This window comes from Micromonospora carbonacea (assembly GCF_014205165.1).
GTDB classification, from domain to species: Bacteria; Actinomycetota; Actinomycetes; order Mycobacteriales; family Micromonosporaceae; genus Micromonospora; species Micromonospora carbonacea.
Window position 1 is genome coordinate 5,095,507 of the sequence record NZ_JACHMZ010000001.1, and the last position, 19,174, is coordinate 5,114,680.

Genomic DNA, 19,174 nt, shown 5'->3' on the forward strand with positions numbered 1-19,174 from the left:
CCGCCCGCCAAGGCCGGCCCGACGGGCCGCCGGCGCGCCTCGCCCGGCGGGCTGCCGGCGCGCCTCGCGGGCCGCCGGCGCGTCATGCCGGCGGCTGCCGGCGCGTCATGCCGGCGACATGGGGGTATCCCGGCGGCGGGAAACCGCCATGTCGCCGACATGGCGACGCCGCTAGCCGTCCGGCCCGCCGGGCCAGTCGGCCGGTCAGCCGGTCAGCCGGGTCAGAGGATGCCCAGCATCCGGCGGATCCGCGCCACGTCGACGTTCATCTGGGCGATCAGCGGCTCCACCCCGTCGAACCGCACCTGGCCGCGCACGTGCTCGGTGAAGTCCAGGGCCACCCGCTCGCCGTAGAGGTCGCCGGAGAAGTCCAGCACGTGCGCCTCGACCCGCCGCTCCCGGCCGGAGAACGTCGGGTTGGTGCCCACCGAGATCGCGGCGGGCAGCCGCTCTCGGCCCTCCTTACGCAGGAACCAGCCGGCGTAGACGCCGTCGGCGGGCACCGCCGCGTGCGGGTGGCAGAGCAGGTTCGCCGTCGGGAAGCCCAGCTCCCGGCCGCGCTGGTCGCCCAGGACCACGACCCCCTCCAGCCGGTGCGGACGGCCGAGCACGGCCGCCGCCGCGGCGACCTCACCGGCGTCGACCCGGGCCCGGATGTAGGTGGACGAGAAGACGGTGTCGTCCTCCGCCACCAGCGGCGCGTCCTCGACGGCGAAGCCGAACGTCCGGCCGAGCTCCTCCAGCAGCGCCACGTCGCCGGCCGCCCGGTGCCCGAACCGGAAGTTCTGCCCCACCACCACGAGGGTGGCGTGCAGGTGCTCGACCAGGATGTCGTGCACGAACGCGTCGGCGGGCAGCCGGGAGAACTCCGGCGTGAACGGCACCACGCAGAGCACGTCCACGCCCAGCGCCTCGATCAGATCGGCCTTGCGGGTCAGCTCGGTGAGCACCGCCGGGTGCGAGCCGGGGCGGACCACCTCGGCCGGATGGGGGTCGAAGGTCACCACCACCGACCGCACCCCCAGCTCGCGGGCGCGGGCCACGGTGTGCCCGATCGTCGCCTGGTGGCCCCTGTGCACGCCGTCGAAGACGCCGATGGTGACGACCGAACTGCCCCAGCCGTCGGGCGTGGCGTCGTACCCCCGCCACCGCTGCATGACGCTCCTCCCCTGTCGTTGCCCTGCCGGCCTCGGCCGGTCGTACCCCGCCGGCCGGGCCGGCGGTCGCCTGTCCCGCCGTCACGCCGGGGCGAGCACGATCTCCGCGCGCGCCCGACCGTCCCGCTCGCTGACGATAGCGATCAGAGCGCCGGAGGGGCCGAAGACGGCGTACGGCCCCGCGATCCCGACCGGGTCGAGCGGGCCGCCGTGGGAGAGCACCTTCGCCTCGTCGGCGGTGGCCTCCCGGCGCGGGAAGAACCGGTCGGCCGCCGCGTCGAGGGGGAGGTTGACCACCTCGGGGGCGCGCCGCTCCAGCTCGTCGAGGGTCGCGGCCTCGCCGAGGGCGAAGCCGCCGACGGCCGTGCGGCGCAGCGCGGTGAGGTGGCCGCCGACCGCCAGCGCCAGGCCCGCGTCCCGGGCCAGCGCCCGGATGTACGTGCCGGACGAGCAGGTCACGTCGATGTCCACGTCCACCACGCCGGGCGTGTCCCGGCGGACGGCCAGCACGTCGAGGCGGCTGACGGTGACCCGGCGGGCGGGCAGGTCGACGCTCTCGCCGTCGCGCACCCGCTTGTACGCCCGCTCGCCGTTGATCTTGATGGCGCTCACCGCGCTCGGCACCTGGTCGATGTCGCCGGTGAGCGCGGCGAACGCCGCCCGGATCGCCTCGTCGGCGACGGCGTCGGCCGGCGTGACGGCGATCACGTCCCCCTCGGCGTCGTCGGTCACGGTGGCCTGCCCGAGCCGCACGGTGGCGGTGTAGCTCTTGCCGGCGCCGATGACGTACGTCAACAGCCGGGTGGCCCGGCCCACCCCGATCACCAGCACGCCGGTGGCCATCGGGTCGAGGGTGCCGCCGTGCCCGACCCGCCGGGTGCGCGCCAGGCGACGGACCCGCGCCACCACGTCGTGCGACGTCATGCCGCCGGGCTTGTCGACCACGATCAGACCGTCTGCGCTCACGACCGCCAAGCCTGCCAGACGGGGTCGTGCCCGCCGTCACCGCACGGCACAATGCGGCGTACCCCTGAGCGTTCGTCCCCCAGGAGCCCCGTGAGCACACCGCCGCGCCCGTCGCCGGGCACGCCCGCCTCGCCCTCGCCCTCGCCCGAGCATCGCGCCCGGGTCGACCTGCCCGAATGGATGCGCAACCCCCCGCCCGCGCGGCCGACCCTCGGCCGACGCCTTTCCGGCCTGGTGGAGGCCGTGCCGAGGCTGCGGGAGGCCCGGCGGGCGCTGTGGCGTTGGCGGGACCGGAGCCGGTTCAGCGAGCGACGCCCCGCCGTCGCGGCGATCGCGTCGTTCGTGGTCGTCGCCGGGGTGGCCACGATCCTCGTCGCGGGCACCCTGTACGTGTTCGTGAGGATGCGGGCCGGGGAGCCGTGAGTCCGGCGCGCGGCCGGCCCGACGAAACCGTGCTGCGCGGCCGGGGCGGCGGGTGCGAAGATCATGCGCCTTCGTCCCGTCGTAGACCAGGATCCCGCGCGATGACCGACCCGCAGCCGCCCGTCGCGGCGCCCACCGACGATCCGAGCGCCGCCGGGCCGGATCGGTCGCCCGCCTCCCGGGTCGACGAGGAGGTGCGGCTGCCGGACTGGATGCGCCAGGTGGGCACGGAGCAGGTGCTGGACCGGTCGGAGCGGCGGCGGCTGGCCTGGGGCCGGCACCGTGGCAAGCTCCTCGTCGCCGTCGTCGCCCTAGGCGCGGCGGGCCTGCTCGGCGCGACGGCGGTCGTCGTGGGCACCGTCGCCGAGGGCGTACGCACCGCCACCGCGCCGACGCCGGCACCCTCGCCCAGCGGGCCGCAGGACTACTTCGCCGGCACCCCTGCCGCCGGCTTCGCCGTCGGGGAGCGGGGCATCGCGCTGCCCCCGGCGCGGGCCACTGGCCCGTTCAGCGAGGCGCAGGTCCGTACGGCGCTCGACACGACCCGGCGGGCACTGGTCGAGAGCCGCCTGGCCGACACCATGCTGGGCGGCAATCCCGACCGGTTCCTCGGCGTGCTGGCGAAGGATTCCCGCAAGAGCCTCGAGCCGTTCCTCGGCGACGGGCGGCAGCGACACTTCGTTACCTGGCTCGTCAACGACTTTCGCCTGGTCGACGAGATCCGGGTCTCGGGGAAGGCCACCTACACGGCCACCGAGGACGACAGCGGGGTCCGGATGCTGTCGGTCACCACGAGGTTCTCCTGGGTGTACGCCTTCGAACGGCTGGCCGGCGAGGCCCCGCCCGAGGCGAACCTGGTGGTCGTCCGGGACACCCTCACCTGGCACTTCCCCCACCCCGACGACGTCGCGCCCACGGCACGAGGCCTGTGGCTGGCTTCCGCCGAGGCGTTCTACTGGAACGCCATGTGCGACAAGCTGAGCCGGCGGGGCAGGCTCGACGTCGATCCCGGGCAGTACCCGTCGCAGGGCTGGCGGGCCAACCGGCTGCCCCTGGCGGAGGTCTTCGACCCGGAACGGGCCGCCCTCATTCCCGGCACCTGCTGACCCGCCCCGCCGCGAAGCGGGTGTGAGAAGGGTGCCCTTCTCTACCGAATGCGTTAACAGGGGGCCCTTCCTTACATCCCCCGCACGGCGCCGACGACCGCCCAGCCGCCGGAGCGCAGCCGCAGCAGCAGGGCCGCCAGCCGCAGCAGCACGAACAGCGTCAGCCCGGCCCAGATGCCGCCGAGGCCGAGGTCGAACGCGTACGCCAGCCAGATCGCCGGCAGGAAACCGCCGAGGGCGGCGACGATCGTGAGGTTGCGCAGGTAGCGGACGTCACCCGCGCCGATCAGCACCCCGTCGAGGGCGAACACCACGCCGCCGATCGGCTGCAACGCCACCAGCCACGGCCAGGCGACCATCGCCTGCCCGCGCACCTGGGCGTCGGAGCTGAACAGGCCGGGCACGATGCCGGCCCCGGCGGCGATGAGCGCCGCGAACGCCACCCCGCAGACCGCGCCGAGCAGCGCCATCCGCCGGGCCAGGGCCCGCGCCCCGGCGGAGTCGCCGGCCCCGAGCGCCGCACCGATCAGCGCCTGCGCGGCGATCGCGAGGGCGTCGAGCACCAGGGCGGTGAAGAACCACAGTTGTACGGCGATCTGGTGCCCGCCGACAGCCGCCGCCCCGAACCGGGCGGCCACGGCGGTGGCGGACAGGAAGCTGGCCTGGAAGGCGACGCCCCGCACCAGCAGGTCCCGGCTGAGCAGCAGTTGCTGGCGGATCACCCGCAGCCGGGGGCGCAGCGGCACCCGCTCGCGGGCCAGGGCGGCGGCGAACAGGACGCCGGAGACGGTCTGTGCCACCGCGTTGGCCACCGCCGAGCCGGTCAGCCCCCAGCCGACCGGATAGACCAGCAGGACGCAGAGCAGGGCGGAGAGCAGGTTGGGGCCGAGCACGAACCACAGCGGCCGGCGGGTGTCCTGCACGCCGCGCAGCCAGCCGTTGCCCGCGGCGGCGAGCAGCAGGCCGGGCGCGCCGAGCGCGGCGACCCGCAGCCACCGCGCCGCCGCGTCGGCGACCTCTCCGGGGCCGGCGAGCGCCTCGGCCAGCGGGCCCGCGCCGAGCTGCATGCCGGCCGCGACCAGCACCCCGGCGCCGAACGCGAGCCAGGACGCCTGGACCCCCTCGGCGACGGCGCCGGCGCGGTCCCCGGCGCCGAAGCGGCGGGCGGCCCGCCCGGTGATCCCGTACGCCAGGACGGTGCCGAGCCAGGCGATCAGGGTCAGCACGGTGCCGGAGACGGCGAGCGCGGCCAGCGGCACCCGGCCCAGGTGGCCGATGACCGCCGTGTCGACCAGCACGTAGAGCGGCTCGGCGGCGAGCACCACGAGCGCGGGCAGGGCGAGCGCGGCGATCCGGCGCGGCGACGCGCCGGCGGACGGGGCGGGGGCAGGGACGGGTTGAGTCATCGACGCCGATCCTGACATGGCCCAGGTAAGGGCTGCAAGAACGACGGTCCCTTACTCGAAGCTCGCGCCCGGCTTCGGCGGAGTGATCACCGGGACGATTGCACTCGAACAGGGAAAGAGTGGTCTCGACATCGGGTCATCGGGCGGACACCACTCTTTCCGGCATCGAGCGCGATCTTCGAGGTGGCGCGGGCACGGCGTGGGCGAGGGCTCAGCGGGCGGACCGGGCGGGCGGGACCGGGCGGGCGGGACCGCCGGCGGCGCGCGACCCCGGCGGCATCAGCGCCTGTCGGCGTGGGTCACTGACGGGTGTCCATCGACGTCTGGAGCGCGCGGCGGGCCTGCTCGCGCGCCTCGTCGGTGTTCTCGGTCTTGGGCTTGCTGGGCATGGCGATTCCCTCCAGGGATGCGGGTCACGGGGGACACGGTGGCCCGACGGCCGGTCGTGCTGGACGCCCGTCGGCGGCCCGGGATCACCGGAGCGGCCGGTCTGGACGCGTGCGCCCGGGTCGGTCCGACCCTGGGGGGAGGCGGCGTCGGGTGCGACGCCACCGCCTGCGGACCAGCGCCGCAGCCACGGCGCCGATCGATTCCCAAGTTATCGTTCAGGTCCACATGCTGCCCACTGTTCCCGCCATTTGGACACATGGGAGTGGTCCGCGACACGTCGGCGAGGCGTTCGCGCCGGTCACGACGCCCTCGCCACCGACGCCACTCAGCGGGCGAGGAAGTGCCAGCCGAGCCACCACCAGAAGCCGAACAGGCCGATCCGGCCGACGGGGACCGGGCCCACCTCGTAGCGCATGACGTAGGCGCAGACATCGGCCAGCGACGGGATGCGCGAGCCGGGGCGGCGGGCCGCCCACTCGACGGCGGCGAAGAGCGTCAGGGCGGTGAGGAAGCCGCCGATGGCGAGGGCCCGCATCATCGCCGCACCAGCCCCCAGAAGGCGGCCAGCCAGGCGAACCAGGCCGCGGAGCGGACCAGCTCGTCCTCCAGCAGGGGGTCGGCCAGCCGGGAGAAGGTGGGGAACTCGTCGCCGACGGCCAGCACGAAGGTGACCCCCTCGAAGACGCCGAACACGGCCACCGGCAACACCCACCAGACCGCCCCCGCGCCGAGTCTGCGCGGCGCCGGCCGGCGCGGCACCCGGTTGCCCAGGCCCAGCCAGATCAACGCTCCCCCGGTGCCGAGGGTGTAGAGGTTCGCCGAGGCGGAGAACGAGGGCAGTTGCCCGCCGACCAGGGAGAGACAGACCAGCACCGGCACGGTGACCACGGGGCGCTCCCACGCCCGGGTCTCCGCGACGGAGAGCTCGCTCGGGTGCTCCATCCCCCGATTCTCCCCGCCGTCACCCACTGCAGGAAGGCCGACACCCCCCGGAGTCGCCCCTGATCTACGCCCCGATCAGCGCCTTGTCCAGCTCGGCGCGGATGCTGGCCACCACGTCGTCGACGCTGCCCCGGCCGGTGAAGCCGGCCGCGAACTTGTGCCCGCCGCCGCCGAGCGCGACCGCGACCCGGCTCACGTCCACCGCGCCCTTGCTGCGCATCGAGACGGCCCACTCGTCGGGGCGGACCTGCTTGACCACGCAGCTCACGTCCGCCTCGGCGGTGCACCGCACCGAGTCGATCAGGGCCTCCAGCACGTACGGCCGCTGGTCGTGCCGGGCCAGGTCGTCGAGCGTGGCGTACGTCCAGACCAGGCCGTTGCCCCCGGCCGCCGCCGGCTCCAGGCGGGCCCGGCACATCACCTCGCCGAAGAGCCGCACCGCCCCGAAGGGCCGGGTGTCGAAGACCCGGCGGGAGATGTCGCCGGGGCGGATGCCGGTGGCCAGCAGCCGCGCCGCCAGCTCGTGCACCGCCGGGGTGGTCGCCTCGAACCGGAACGACCCGGTGTCGGTGGTCAGGGCGACGTAGAGGCCCTCGGCGATCCCCGCGTCCAGCCGCACCCCGAGGCGGGCCAGCAGCTCCTCGGCCACCACGGAGGTGGCCGCGGCCCGGGGGTCGACGAGGTTGATCCCGCCGAACATGGTGTTCGACGCGTGGTGGTCGAGCACCAGCGCCGTGCCGGCCGTGGCGAGCCGGTCGACCAGGCCGCCGAGCCGCGACTCGCTCGCCGCGTCGAAGCAGACGACCAGGTCCGGCGCCGGGTACGCGTCCTGCTCGGCGACCAGCAGGTCGAGGCCGGGCAGCGCGCGGAACGGCTCCGGCACCTCCGGCGGGCCGGGGAAGGTCGCCCGGAGCTGGCGAACGCCGAGCTGGCGCAGCCCCAGCCCGAAGCCGAGCATGCTGCCGAGCGCGTCGCCGTCGGGGTTGACGTGGCAGATGAGCTGGACCTGCGCGTCGGCCGGCAGGTCGCGTACGGCCGCCACGGCCGCCGCCCAGTCGGCCTCGTCGGGCCCGGTGCCGGCCGCGCCGGCCGCCGGGTCGGTCACGGCCGGTCCGCGCCGCGTGGTGCGTCGGAGTCGGCGGCGGAGCCCGCGACGTCGTCGGCCTCGTCGTCGTCGGAGTCCTCGTCGAGCCGGTACGGCTGGGCGTCGCCCGCGTACTTGGCCTGGGCGGCGAGGCGCTGCACCTCGGCGTCGGCGTGGCGGGCCGCCGCGAGCAGGTCGTCGATCTGCTTGACCTGGTCCTGCACGTCGTCGAGGACGAAGGTCAGGCTCGGCGAGTGGCGCAGCCCGAGGGCCTTGCCGACCGTGCTGCGCAGCATCCCCTTGGCGCTCTCCAGCGCCGCCGCCGTGCTGGCCTGGGCAGCCGAGTCACCGAGGACGGTGTAGAACACCGTGGCGTCGCGCAGATCGGCGGTGATCCGGGCGTCGGTGATGGTGATCATGCCGAGGCGCGGGTCCTTGATCTGACTCCGCACCACCGACGCGACCAGTTCGCGAATGCGCTCCGCGTGCCGGCGTACCTTGGCCGGATCCGTCATCTCGCCCACCTCCACGGCGTCGGACTCCCGGTCGGCTCCGGCGGCGCGGGACGCCGCCGGAGCCGACCGGCCAACAGTTCGAACACTACCTTCGCGATCGGGCCGGCCGCCGGTCCCGGGCGGCACCGCCCGCACTGTCAGTCGTCGTCGCCGTAGAGGCGTCGACGGGCCGACAGCAGCTCGACCTCCGGGCGGCCCGCCACCAGGCGCTCGCAGGAGTCGAGCACCTCGCGCACGTGCGCGCCCTCCGCGGCCACCACGGCCACGGCAATCTCCGCCCGACCGTGCAGGTCGAGCGCCCCCACCTCGGCGGCCGACACCTCGAAGCGGCGCAGCGCCGCCACGATCGGCCGTACGTAGGATCTCTTGGCTTTGAGCGACCGGGAGTCGCCCGGCAGCAGCAGGTCGAAGACCACGGTTCCGGTGAACATCGCCCCGGACGATACCCGCGGTTACCCCCGCATGATCAAGGGGTTTACGCCGTTGCGGGCGTAAACCCCTCGATCAGTGCGTCGGACGCGTCAGGCGCGCGGCTTCTCCCGCATCTCGAAGGTCTCGATGACGTCGCCGACCTGGACGTTGTTGTAACCGCCCAGCGTCAGACCACACTCGAAGCCCTCGCGGACCTCCGTCGCGTCGTCCTTGAACCGCTTGAGGGAGCTGATCGTGAGGTTGTCCGCCACGACCGACCCGTCCCGCAGCAGCCGCGCCTTGGCGTTGCGGCGGATGATGCCCGACCGGACGATACAGCCGGAGATGTTGCCGACCTTGGACGAGCGGAACACGTCGCGGATCTCCGCGCTGCCCAGCTCGACCTCCTCGTACTCCGGCTTGAGCAGCCCCTTGAGCGCGGCGTCGATCTCCTCGATGGCCTGGTAGATGACGGTGTAGTACCGGATCTCCACGCCCTCGCGGTCGGCCATCTCGCGGACCTTGTTGGCGGCCCGCACGTTGAAGCCGATGATCGTGACCGCCTCGGACGAGGCGCTCGCGAGCATGACGTCGCTCTCGGTGATCGCGCCCACGCCCCGGTGGATGATCCGGAGCTGGACCTCCTCGGGGATGTCGAGGTTGAACAGCGCGTCCTCGAGCGCCTCCACGGAACCGGAGACGTCGCCCTTGAGCACCAGGTTGAGCGAGGTCTTCTCGCCCTCCTTGAGCTGCTCCATGAGCGTCTCGAGGGTGGCCCGGCCGCGGGAGTTGGCGAAGGACGCCGCCCGCCGCCGTGCCTGCCGCTGCTCGGCGATCTGCCGCACCGTGCGGTCGTCGGCCGCCGCGAGGAAGGTGTCGCCCGCCCCGGGGACCGCGGTGAGACCGAGCACCAGCACCGGACGGGCGGGACCCGCCTCGGCGACCTGGTTGCCGTTCTCGTCGAGCATCGCCCGGACCCGGCCGTGCGCCCCACCGGCGACGATCGAGTCGCCCGCCCGCAGGGTGCCCTTCTGCACCAGCACCGTCGCCACCGCGCCCCGGCCCTTGTCCAGGTGCGCCTCGATGGCCACACCCTGCGCCGGCCCGTCGATCGGAGCGGTCAGCTCCAACGACGCGTCGGCGGTGAGCAGGACGGCCTCGAGCAGGTCGTCGATGCCGATGCCCGGCTTCGCGGCCACGTTGACGAACATGGTGTCGCCGCCGTACTCCTCGGCGACCAGCCCGTACTCGGTCAGCTGCTGGCGGACCTTGTCGGGGTTGGCCTCCGGCTTGTCGACCTTGTTGACCGCCACCACGATCGGCACGTCCGCCGCCTTGGCGTGGTTGAGCGCCTCGATGGTCTGCGGCATCACGCCGTCGTCGGCCGCCACCACCAGGACCACGATGTCCGTGACCTGGGCGCCACGGGCACGCATGGCGGTGAACGCCTCGTGACCCGGGGTGTCGATGAAGGTGACCGCCCGGTCCTCGCCCTCGTGCGGGACGTGGACCTGGTAGGCACCGATGTGCTGGGTGATGCCGCCGGCCTCGCCCGCGACCACGTTCGCCTTGCGGATCGCGTCGAGCAGCTTGGTCTTACCGTGGTCGACGTGACCCATGACGGTCACGACCGGCGCACGGCTGACCAGGCGGTCCTCCGCGACCTCGGCGTCGAGGTCGATGTTGAACTGCGCGAGCAGCTCGCGGTCCTCGTCCTCCGGGCTGACGATCTGCACGTCGAAGCCGAGGTGCTCACCCAGCAGCAGCAGGGTCTCGTCGGAGCAGGACTGGGTCGCGGTGACCATCTCGCCCAGGTTGAACATCTCCTGGACCAGCGAACCCGGGTTGGCGTTGATCTTGTCGGCGAAGTCCGACAGCGACGCGCCACGGGAGAGCCGGACGACCTGACCCTGACCCCGGGGGGCACCCGAGCTCATGGTCGGGGCCGACAGGTTGTCGAACTCCTGTCTGCGCTGCTTCTTGGACTTGCGACCCCGCGTCGGCTTGCCGCCCGGACGCCCGAAGGCACCCGCGGCGCCGCCGCCACGGCCGCGACCGCCACCACCCGGACGGCCACCACCGCCGGCCGGGCCACCCGGCCGGAAACCGCCACCGGCACCGGGAGCGCCGCCACCGCCACCGGGACCGCCACGGTAGCCACCGCCACCGCCGCCGCCACCGGGACCGCCACGGTAGCCACCGCCACCGCCGCCGCCGCCGGGACCGCCACGGAAGCCGCCGCCGCCACCGGGACGACCGGCACCGCCGCCACCGCCGGGACGACCCGCGCCGGGGCCACCGGGGCCACCGGGCCGGCCGGGGCGCTGGCTCGGCATGGACGCCGGGCTGGGCCGGGGCGGCATGGACGCCGGGCTGGGCCGCGGCGGCATGCCCGCCGGGCTGGGCCGGGGGCCGCCGGCACCGGCGGCCGGGGGCCGCTGCTGCTGACCGCCCTGGATGCCGAACGGGTTGTTACCGGCGCCGCGCGCCGGCGGGCGACCGCCCGGCCGGGCGCCGGGGCCCTGGCCCTGACCCGGGCCACCGGGGCGACCGGCGGCCGGGGAACCCGGGCGGGGCGGCATCGCGCCCGGACCGGGACGCGGGCCGGGACGGGGACCGCCCTCCGCCGGAGGCTCCCGGCGGACGTTCTCACGCTGCTGCTGGCGGGCGGCCTGGGCGGCCTTGACCGCGGCCTCCTGCTCGGCCTTCAGCGCGGCGGCACGCGCCTCGGCGGCGGCCACCTCGATGTCGTGGGCACTCGCCGGCTTGGCGACCGGGGTCGCCGGCTGCGGCGGGCCGGGGACCGGGCCCTTGGGCTTCGGTCCGGGGGTCGGCGGGCCGGGCCGCCGGGGCGGCATCGGCTTCGCCGTGACCCGGGGGGCACCCGGGGTCGGGGACGGCGTCGGAGTCGGGGTCGACGTCGGGCTCTGGGTGGCCGCCGGAGGGGCGGACGGTGCCGGCGAGCCGGCGGAGGCGACGAAGGCGTTGCGCAGCCGACGGGCGACGGGCGCCTCGACGGTGCTGGACGCGGACTTCACGAACTCGCCCATTTCCTTCAGCTTGGCGAGAACTGTCTTACTTTCGACCCCGAGCTCCTTGGCAAGCTCGTGTACGCGGGCCTTACCTGCCACTGCACTCCTCACTCCGAGGTCGTGCGGGCAGCACCCGCAGCGACCTCACTCCTGCACTTGAAGCCTGGTCATTTCAGGGACTTCATCGTGTGCTCATGTCGGTCGTCCTACCTTGCTAGCGACCCTCGCCCGGTCGGGATGACCGGACGTAGTGGTTGGCGCATCGACGTGCTCGGCCAGCACACCGTGGTCGACGACCCCGGTGACGCGCAACGCGCGCCCGAAGGCACGGCGGCGCACTGCCAGCGCGAAGCAGGCCGGATCCGGGTGCATGTTCGCTCCCCGACCCGGCAGCCTGCGGGCCGGATCGGGCCGGAGGCTGTGACCAGCTCCGTCGCCGACCGCGACGATCCGCAGCAATTCGCTGGCCGGCGCACGTCGCCGGCAGCCCACACAGGTGCGCTCCGGCAGCGCGCGTCGTACCACTGGAAGAAGTCTACCCCTAGCTCCCCGAGATCGCGCCGCCCGGCTCCCGGACGTGATCGGTCCCGCCCCGCGCGGCGGTCGTCGCCTGCTCCGCGTCCGAGCGGATGTCGATCCGCCAACCGGTCAATCGGGCAGCAAGGCGGGCATTCTGCCCCTCCCGGCCGATCGCGAGGGAGAGCTGGAAGTCCGGCACGGTCACCCGGGCGGTCCGGGTGGCCAGGTCGACCACCTCGACCCGCAGCGCCTTGGCCGGCGAGAGCGCGTTGCCGACGAAGGTGGCCGGGTCGTCCGACCAGTCGATGATGTCGATCTTTTCGCCGTGCAGCTCGCTCATCACGGCGCGGACCCGCTGCCCCATCGGCCCGATGCAGGCGCCCTTGGCGTTGACGCCCGGCGTGGTGGACCGCACCGCGATCTTCGTGCGGTGGCCGGCCTCCCGGGCGATGGCCCCGATCTCCACGGTGCCGTCGGCGATCTCCGGCACCTCCAGGGCGAACAGCTTCTTCACCAGCGCCGGGTGGGACCGGGACAGGGTGATCTGGGGACCGCGCATGCCCTTGGCGACGTGCACCACGACGCAGCGGATCCGCTCGCCGTGGGCGTACCGCTCGCCGGGGACCTGCTCCGACTGCGGCAGCACGCCCTCCAGCTTGCCCAGGTCGACGCTGACGATGCCCTTCTCGCTGCGCGCCTCGTGCGCCTGCACCACGCCGGTGACCAGGTCGCCGTCGCGGCCGACGTACTCGCCGAAGTGCACCTCGTCGGTGGCCTCCCGCAGCCGCTGGAGGATCACCTGCTTGGCGGTCATGGCCGCGATCCGGCCGAAGTCGTGCGGGGTGTCGTCCCGCTCCCGCACCACCGTGCCGTCGTCGTCCAGCTCCTGGGCGTAGACCAGGGCCGCGCCGGTCTTGCGGTCGATCTCGACCCGGGCGTGCGGCTCGGCCCCGTCGGTGTGCCGGTAGGCGGTCAGCAGCGCGGTCTCGATCGCCGCGAGGATCGTGTCGAACGGGATCTCCCGCTCGCGCTCGAGTGCGCGCAGCGCCGCGAGGTCGATGTTCACCTCTCCTCGTCCTCCACATCATCTTCGTCGTCGATGTCGTCAGTGTCTGAGCTGTCGCCGGACCCGTCGTCGGCGATCTCGTCGAGCTCGTCGTCGGCCACCTCGTCGAGGCGGTGGAACTCCACCTGCACCCGGCCGGGGCCGAGCTCGGCGTGGCCGAACTCGGCGCGGCCGGAGTCGGTCTCCAGCACCACGCGCTCGTCGTCGGCCTCGACCACCCGGCCGGTGACCTGGCGGTCGCCGGCGGGCTGCTCGGCGCGCTGCCCGGGCAGCGCGGCCCGGACCGTCACCTTCACCAGCCGGCCGACGTTGCGCCGCCAGTGCCGGGGCAGGGTGAGCGGGCGGTCCACCCCGGGGGAGCTGACCTCCAGCTGGTATTCGCCCGCGAGGATGTCGCCGCCGGACTCCTCGGCGGCGTCGAGCGCGGCGGAGACGGCCCGGGAGACGTCGGCGACGGCGTCCAGGCTGATCCCGCCGTCGGCGTCGACGATCACCCGCACCACGTGCCGGCGGCCGGCGCGGGAGACGGAGACGTCCTCCAGGTCGTAGCCAGCCCCGTTGACCACCGGCTCGATCACCGCCCGCAACCGGGCCCGCCGCGCCGCGAGGTCCACCCGGGGGCCGCCGACGCGGTCACCGCCACGAGGGCCGTCGGCGCGCCGGGGTCTCCCCGTCGGCCCCGTCGACCTGGTGGTACGGCCCCGCTGCGTCATCTGGCGCACCCCTTCGTGAACGACGACGCCCGGTCGGACGCCATGCCGGCACGCCACCGGGGCAGACGCGCCGGTGGCTGCGCAGAGCGTAACGCGCCTACGGCGCGGCGGGCCGGGCGGCGCACCGACTCCCCTGGCCCACGTGTCCGCCGCGATGGTGTTGACTTGTCCGGTGGCAAGGGGCAGAACGACACCGCACGACCGAGCACTCGGGCATTCCCGGCGAAACCTCCTGCGCGCGGGCGCGCTCCTGGCGCTCGGCGGGGCCGTCGCGCCGCTGACCGGCTGCGACCTCCTCGACCGGGGCGACCAGCAGGACCAGGCCCCCGACCCGCTCGAACCCCTCGCCACGCAGGCCCGCGAGCTGGCCGCCCGGCACCGCGCCGCGCTGGCCGCCGACCCGGGCCTGGCCCCGCTGCTCACCCCGATCGCCGACGCCCACGAGGCGCACGCCGCCGAGCTGGCGAAGCTGACGGGCCGCCCGCCGGCCTCGCCGGGGCCGTCGCCGGAGGCCACCACCGACGGCGACCGGGCGGCGGTGCTGGCCGCGTTGCGCAAGGCCGAGCAGGACGGCCGCGAGGCGGCCGCGAAGCTGTGCGAGGCGGCCCCGGCCGACCGGGCGGCCCTGGTCGGCTCGATCGCCGCCGCGCGGGCGACCCACGTGGAGGCGCTGAAGTGAGACACCGCCAGGCACCGTCCGGCCCGGCCGAGGCCCTGGGCGGCGCGCTCACCGCCGAGTACGCCGCGGTCTTCGCGTACGGGGTGATCGGGGTGCGCCTCGCCGACGCCGCCCGCACGGCCGCCCGCCGCGCCGAGGCGGCGCACCGGTCCCGGCGGGACGCGCTGGTGCTCCAGCTCAGCGCGGCCGGCGGCACCGTCCCCGCCGACAAGGCCGGCTACACGCTGCCGTTCCCCGTCACCGACGCCGCGGGCGCCCTGCGGCTGGCGGTGGAGGTGGAGGAACGCACCGCGGCCTTCTGGCGCGTGGCGCTGCCGCACACCACGGGCGAGGACCGCAACCGGGCCCTCGCGGCGCTGACCGACTGCGCGGTGCGGGCCACCAGATGGCGGCGCACCGCCGGGGTGACTCCCGTCACCGTGGCCTTCCCCGGCCGCCCCACCTGACCGCGCTGACCGGGGCCGCAGCGTTTGCGCTGGTCGCACCGGCGGGACCCGCGATTGCGGATGGCATACCAGGTATGCATACTTCGGAGCCATGTCCATCCGTCACGGCCTGCTCGCGCTCCTCGAACGCGGCCAGATGTACGGCTACCAGCTCCGGGCCGCGTTCGAGGAGTCGACCGGCTCGACCTGGCCGCTGAACATCGGGCAGGTCTACACCACCCTCTCCCGGCTGGAACGGGACGGGCTGGTCCGGCCGCTGCCGGAGAGCGAGGCGGGGCAGCGCCCGTACGAGATCACCGACGCCGGACGGGCGGACCTGGCGCTGTGGTTCGCGACCCCGATCAGCCGCACCGACCGCCCCCGCGACGAGCTGGCGATCAAGCTGGCCCTGGCGCTGACCACCCCCGGGGTCGACGTGCGGGCGGTGGTGCAGACCCAGCGCACCGCGACCATGCGGGCGTTGCAGGAGTTCACCCGGTTGAAGTACGCCAGCGACCGGCCCGAGGACCTGCCCTGGCGGCTGGTGCTCGACGCGATGGTGTTCCAGGCCGAGGCGGAGATCCGCTGGCTGGACCACTGCGAGACGAGCCTGGTCCGGCACCGGCCGGCCGGGTCCGGCGGGCGGGCGGGCCCGGGGCGGCCGGCGGAGGTGGAGGCGGACCGGGACGGCGAGGAGGCGCGGCGATGAGCGGGACGGGCGGCGCGCCGACGACCCGCCCCGACCCGCCCGACCCGCGCCACGGCCCGGGCGACCCGGCGGGCCCTGGCGGTTCCGGCGGCCGGGTCGGACCCGACGCGGCGGCCCGCCCCGGAGACGACCCCCGTGCGCGGGCGACGACGGCCGTGCTCGACGTCCGCGACGTGCACCGCACCCACGGCAACGGCGACGCCGCCGTGCACGCCCTGCGCGGGGTGAGCCTCACCGTCGCCCCCGGCGAGCTGGTCGCGGTGATGGGCCCCTCCGGCTCCGGCAAGTCCACCCTGCTCGCCCTCGCCGGCGGCCTGGACGGCCCGACCGCGGGCGAGGTCCGCGTCGAGGGGCAGGCGCTCGGCGCGCTGGACCCGCGTGCGCTGGCCCGGCTGCGCCGCCGGCGGATCGGCTACATCTTCCAGAACCTGAACCTGCTGGGCAGCCTCACCGCCGCCGAGAACGTCGCGCTCCCCCTCGAACTCGACGGCGTCGGCGTGCGCCAGGGCCGGCGGGCGGCCCGGGCCGCGCTCGCCGAGGTGGGCCTCGCCGAGCTCGGCGACCGCTTCCCCGACCAGCTCTCCGGCGGCCAGCAGCAGCGGGTGGCCATCGCCCGCGCTCTGGTCGGCGAGCGGCGGCTCGTGCTGGCCGACGAGCCGACCGGCGCGCTGGACTCGCAGACCGGCGAGGCGGTGCTGCGCCTGCTGCGCCGCCGGGTCGACGCGGGTGCCGCCGCCGTCCTGGTCACCCACGAGGCCCGGCACGCCGGCTGGGCCGACCGCGTCGTGTTCCTGCGCGACGGGGTCATGGTGGACTCGACGGCCCCGCTGGGCGGTGTCGAGCAACTGCTGGCCGGCAGCGGCCGGTGACCGGCGGGCGACCCGGCCGCGACCGGCGGCTGCTGGCGGCGCTGCGCTCGTGGCGGGCCGCCCTGCGCATCGCCCGGCGGGAGGCGCGCCGGGCCCGCGGCCGGACCGCGCTGGTCCTTGCGATGATCACCCTGCCGGTGCTGGGGCTGACCCTCTCCGCCGTCAGCTACGACATGGCGGAGTTGAGCCGGGCCGAGCGGATCGACCGGCGGCTCGGCGTCGCCGACGCGGAGCTGCGCTGGGTCGCCGAGGGCCCGGTGGCGCAGGACGCCTGGGGCGACACCACCTACCAGCGCGACGGCGTGCCGAGCCGGAGCCGCCCGGTCGCCGCCGACGAGCTGACCGCCCTGCTGCCGGCCGGCAGCAGCGTCGCCGAGGTCCGCTGGTGGGTGCCGTTCGAGGCCCGCGCCGGGGGCAGGCGCGAGTCGGTCGACGGGCGGCTGCTGGACCTGACCGACCCGCTGCTGCGGGGGCAGGGCCAGGTGCTCGCCGGCCGTCCCCCGACGGCGGCCGACGAGGTCGGGCTCAACCGCGCGGCGCTGCGCCGGTTGGGCGCGGAGCTCGGCGACCGGATCGTCCCGGCCGACGGGTCGGCCGAGCGGACCGTGGTCGGGGTGGTGGAGTTCCCCGACAACCTGCGGCCGACCGTGGCGCTGCCGCCCACGGATCGACCGGGCGACCCGCGCAACGAGTCGAGCTGGCTCGTCGACCTGCCGGCCGACGCCGATCCCGGGCTGACGGAGCGGCTCAACGCGCGCGGGATCGTGGTGGCCGCCCGCACCCCGGCGCCGCACCCCACGGCGGAGGCCGGCAGCACGGGGGTCGCGCTCAGCGTCGAGGACACCAGCACCACGCTGCTGGTGGCCGGCCTCGGCCTGCTCGAGGTGGTGCTGCTCGTGGGTCCGGCGTTCGCCGTCGGCGTGCGGCGTCGCCGCCGCGACCTCGCCCTGGTCGCGGTGGCCGGTGGCGACGCCGCGCACCTGCGCCGCATCGTGCTGGCCGACGGGGTGGTGCTGGGCGGCGCGGGGGCCGTCGCCGGGCTGGCGCTGGGCATCGCCGGCGCGTTCGCGGCCCGGCCGCTCATCGAGGAGTACGTCTTCGGGGCGCGCTTCGGGGCGTACCGCGTCTTCCCGGCCGCGCTGGCGGCGATCGCCGCGGTCGCGGTGCTGGCGGGGGTGCTCGCGGCCCTGGCGCCGGCCTGGGCCGCCGCCCGGCAGGACGTGGTGGCCGGGCTGGCCGGGCGGCGCACCCCGCCGGAGCACCGGCGGCGCTGGCCGCTGATCGGCGTGCTGCTGGCCGCCGTCGGCGTGGCGGTGGCCGCCCTCGGGGCCACCTGGGACGCCACGGCGGTGCTCTTCGCCGGCCTGGTCCTGGGCGAGCTCGGGCTGGTCTTCGTCACCCCGACGCTGGTCGGGCTGCTCGCCCGGGCCGGCCGGTGGTTGCCGCTCGCGCCCCGGATCGCGCTGCGCGACGCCAGCCGCAACCGTTCCTCGGCGGCGCCCGCGATCTCGGCGGTGATGGCCGCGGTCGCCGGCAGCGTCGCCCTCGGCGTCTACGTGGCCAGCGACAGCGCCCGCACCCACGCCAGCTACGTGCCGTCCATGCCGTACGGGCACGCCATGGTCGTCGGCCCCGGCGACCAGACGACGCCGCCGCCGGTGTCCCGGGTCGCCGAGGTGGTCGCTGCGGCGCTGCCGGGCAGCACGGTGGCCCAGGTCGACGTCCCGGCCTGTCCCGCCCGGTTCGACTCGGACAACTGGTGCGACGTCCGGGTGGAGCTGCCGGCCGGACGGGCCTGCCCGTACCAGGTGGGGCAGTTGCGCGACGCGGCCGTGCGGGCCCAGGCCCGCAGCGACCCGCGGTGCGGCGGTTGGGTGGAGGAGGGCTACCCCACGGGCTACGCCGTGTCCGTCTCGGTCGACGACGGCGACGCGCTGGCGGCGCTGACCGGGGCCGGCCCCGAGGAGCTGGCCGCCGCCCGGCGGGTGCTGGCGGCCGGCGGCGCGGTCGTCACCGACGAGCGGTACCTCCTCGCAGGCCGGCTCACCCTCACGGCGATCCGGGTGGGTGCGGAGCCGGAGCCCGTGGTGACCGCGACCGCCACCGTCCCCGGGTACGCGCTGCGCGGCGGCGTCGGAACCGACCAGCTCACCGTGTCCCGCGCCGCCGCCGCCCGGCTCGGGCTCGACACCCGCCAGATCGGCTACGCGGTGGACACCGCCGCCGCACCGACCCCCGCCCAGCAGGACCGCCTCGACGTGGAGCTGCGCCGGCTCGGCCAGCTCGACGTGATCGTCGAGCGGGGGACGTGGGGCAGCGACGACCGTTCCCTGCTGCTGGTGCTGGCCGTCGGATCCGGCCTGATCACGGTGGGCGCGGCGGCCGTCGCCACCGGCCTCGCCGCGGCCGAGGGGCGGGCGGACCTGTCCACCCTCGGCGCCGTGGGCGCCAGCCCCCGGATGCGGCGGGTGCTCTCGCTGTGCCAGGCCGGGGTGATCGCCGTGCTCGGCTCGGCGCTGGGCATCGTGGTCGGGCTGGGCACGGCGGTGATCATCCTGGTCGCCCTCAACCGCCGGTTCGACACGGCGTGGCCGGTGCCGGAGCCGTACCCGATCGTGGTCCCGTGGCTCAACCTGGGCGTGCTGGTGGTGGTGCCGCTGGTGGCGATGGTCGGCGCGGCCCTGTTCACCCGGTCCCGGCTGGCCGTCGAACGCCGGCTCGACTAACTGCCGGCTCGACTGACTGCCGGCTCGACCGGCTGC

The 19,174-nt window shown here is 75.5% G+C and carries 19 protein-coding genes; 7 read left to right on the forward strand and 12 right to left on the reverse strand.

The window, feature by feature from the left end:
- Nucleotides 1-221: 221 nt before the first annotated feature.
- A complete protein-coding gene (locus tag HDA31_RS21185; protein WP_178063860.1) occupies nt 222-1,157 on the reverse strand; it encodes a bifunctional riboflavin kinase/FAD synthetase in 936 nt (311 codons plus the stop codon).
- Between the two features lie 81 nt (nt 1,158-1,238).
- On the reverse strand, nt 1,239-2,123 hold the full coding sequence (truB, locus tag HDA31_RS21190) for a tRNA pseudouridine(55) synthase TruB (protein ID WP_178063859.1): 885 nt from the start codon (nt 2,121-2,123) through the stop codon (nt 1,239-1,241).
- Nucleotides 2,124-2,213: 90 nt separating this feature from the next.
- On the opposite strand from truB, the gene HDA31_RS21195 reads away from it, so the two are divergent.
- Both HDA31_RS21195 and HDA31_RS21200 read left to right on the forward strand, forming a co-directional pair.
- Entirely contained in the window at nt 2,214-2,546 is a 333-nt protein-coding gene (locus HDA31_RS21195) for a hypothetical protein (protein WP_246384488.1), read from the forward strand.
- A gap of 101 nt (nt 2,547-2,647) precedes the next feature.
- Nucleotides 2,648-3,652: a hypothetical protein gene (locus HDA31_RS21200; RefSeq protein WP_178063858.1), complete on the forward strand. Its 1,005-nt coding sequence runs from the start codon at nt 2,648-2,650 to the stop codon at nt 3,650-3,652.
- A 71-nt stretch (nt 3,653-3,723) separates the two neighbouring features.
- Here HDA31_RS21200 and HDA31_RS21205 read toward each other — a convergent pair whose 3' ends face one another.
- The 10 genes from HDA31_RS21205 to rimP all read right to left on the reverse strand — a co-directional run bounded on the left by HDA31_RS21205 (nt 3,724) and on the right by rimP (nt 13,730).
- A complete protein-coding gene (locus HDA31_RS21205) occupies nt 3,724-5,058 on the reverse strand; it encodes an MATE family efflux transporter (protein ID WP_178063857.1) in 1,335 nt (444 codons plus the stop codon).
- Nucleotides 5,059-5,773: 715 nt separating this feature from the next.
- On the reverse strand, nt 5,774-5,983 hold the full coding sequence (locus HDA31_RS21210) for a DUF6186 family protein (RefSeq protein WP_176734820.1): 210 nt from the start codon (nt 5,981-5,983) through the stop codon (nt 5,774-5,776).
- The gene (locus HDA31_RS21215; RefSeq protein WP_043962414.1) at nt 5,983-6,390 is read right to left on the reverse strand and encodes a hypothetical protein; all 408 of its coding nucleotides are present in this window, start codon (nt 6,388-6,390) and stop codon (nt 5,983-5,985) included. The genes HDA31_RS21210 and HDA31_RS21215 overlap by 1 nt, the downstream gene beginning before the upstream one ends.
- 64 nt (nt 6,391-6,454) lie before the next feature.
- Nucleotides 6,455-7,495 (reverse strand): DHH family phosphoesterase, encoded by a 1,041-nt coding sequence (locus HDA31_RS21220; protein WP_178063856.1) that lies wholly within the window; start codon nt 7,493-7,495, stop codon nt 6,455-6,457.
- Entirely contained in the window at nt 7,492-7,989 is a 498-nt protein-coding gene (gene rbfA / locus HDA31_RS21225) for a 30S ribosome-binding factor RbfA (protein WP_178063855.1), read from the reverse strand. The genes HDA31_RS21220 and rbfA overlap by 4 nt, the downstream gene beginning before the upstream one ends.
- A gap of 137 nt (nt 7,990-8,126) precedes the next feature.
- On the reverse strand, nt 8,127-8,420 hold the full coding sequence (locus tag HDA31_RS21230) for a DUF503 domain-containing protein (RefSeq protein WP_074473882.1): 294 nt from the start codon (nt 8,418-8,420) through the stop codon (nt 8,127-8,129).
- Nucleotides 8,421-8,510: 90 nt separating this feature from the next.
- Nucleotides 8,511-11,531, reverse strand: a complete 3,021-nt coding sequence (infB, locus tag HDA31_RS21235) for a translation initiation factor IF-2 (protein WP_178063854.1) — start codon at nt 11,529-11,531, stop codon at nt 8,511-8,513.
- 93 nt (nt 11,532-11,624) lie between these two features.
- Complete coding sequence (locus tag HDA31_RS21240; RefSeq protein WP_074473880.1) at nt 11,625-11,957, reverse strand: YlxR family protein; 333 nt, start codon at nt 11,955-11,957, stop codon at nt 11,625-11,627.
- 16 nt (nt 11,958-11,973) lie between these two features.
- Entirely contained in the window at nt 11,974-13,017 is a 1,044-nt protein-coding gene (nusA, locus tag HDA31_RS21245; protein WP_074473879.1) for a transcription termination factor NusA, read from the reverse strand.
- Nucleotides 13,014-13,730: a ribosome maturation factor RimP gene (gene rimP / locus HDA31_RS21250; RefSeq protein WP_178063853.1), complete on the reverse strand. Its 717-nt coding sequence runs from the start codon at nt 13,728-13,730 to the stop codon at nt 13,014-13,016. The genes nusA and rimP overlap by 4 nt, the downstream gene beginning before the upstream one ends.
- A 172-nt stretch (nt 13,731-13,902) precedes the next feature.
- Between rimP and HDA31_RS21255 the strand changes: the two genes are divergently transcribed.
- From HDA31_RS21255 to HDA31_RS21275, 5 genes are all read left to right on the forward strand, one after another.
- On the forward strand, nt 13,903-14,409 hold the full coding sequence (locus tag HDA31_RS21255) for a hypothetical protein (RefSeq protein WP_178063852.1): 507 nt from the start codon (nt 13,903-13,905) through the stop codon (nt 14,407-14,409).
- A complete protein-coding gene (locus HDA31_RS21260) occupies nt 14,406-14,855 on the forward strand; it encodes a ferritin-like domain-containing protein (RefSeq protein WP_178063851.1) in 450 nt (149 codons plus the stop codon). Before HDA31_RS21255 ends, HDA31_RS21260 begins: the two co-directional genes overlap by 4 nt.
- Nucleotides 14,856-14,946: 91 nt before the next feature.
- Nucleotides 14,947-15,543, forward strand: a complete 597-nt coding sequence (locus HDA31_RS21265; protein ID WP_178063850.1) for a PadR family transcriptional regulator — start codon at nt 14,947-14,949, stop codon at nt 15,541-15,543.
- Nucleotides 15,540-16,412, forward strand: a complete 873-nt coding sequence (locus HDA31_RS21270; protein ID WP_178063849.1) for an ABC transporter ATP-binding protein — start codon at nt 15,540-15,542, stop codon at nt 16,410-16,412. The genes HDA31_RS21265 and HDA31_RS21270 overlap by 4 nt, the downstream gene beginning before the upstream one ends.
- Nucleotides 16,409-19,138 carry an FtsX-like permease family protein gene (locus HDA31_RS21275; protein WP_246384487.1) on the forward strand — a complete coding sequence of 910 codons (2,730 nt, stop codon included), beginning with the start codon at nt 16,409-16,411 and terminating at the stop codon, nt 19,136-19,138. The genes HDA31_RS21270 and HDA31_RS21275 overlap by 4 nt, the downstream gene beginning before the upstream one ends.
- Nucleotides 19,139-19,174 lie beyond the last annotated feature (36 nt).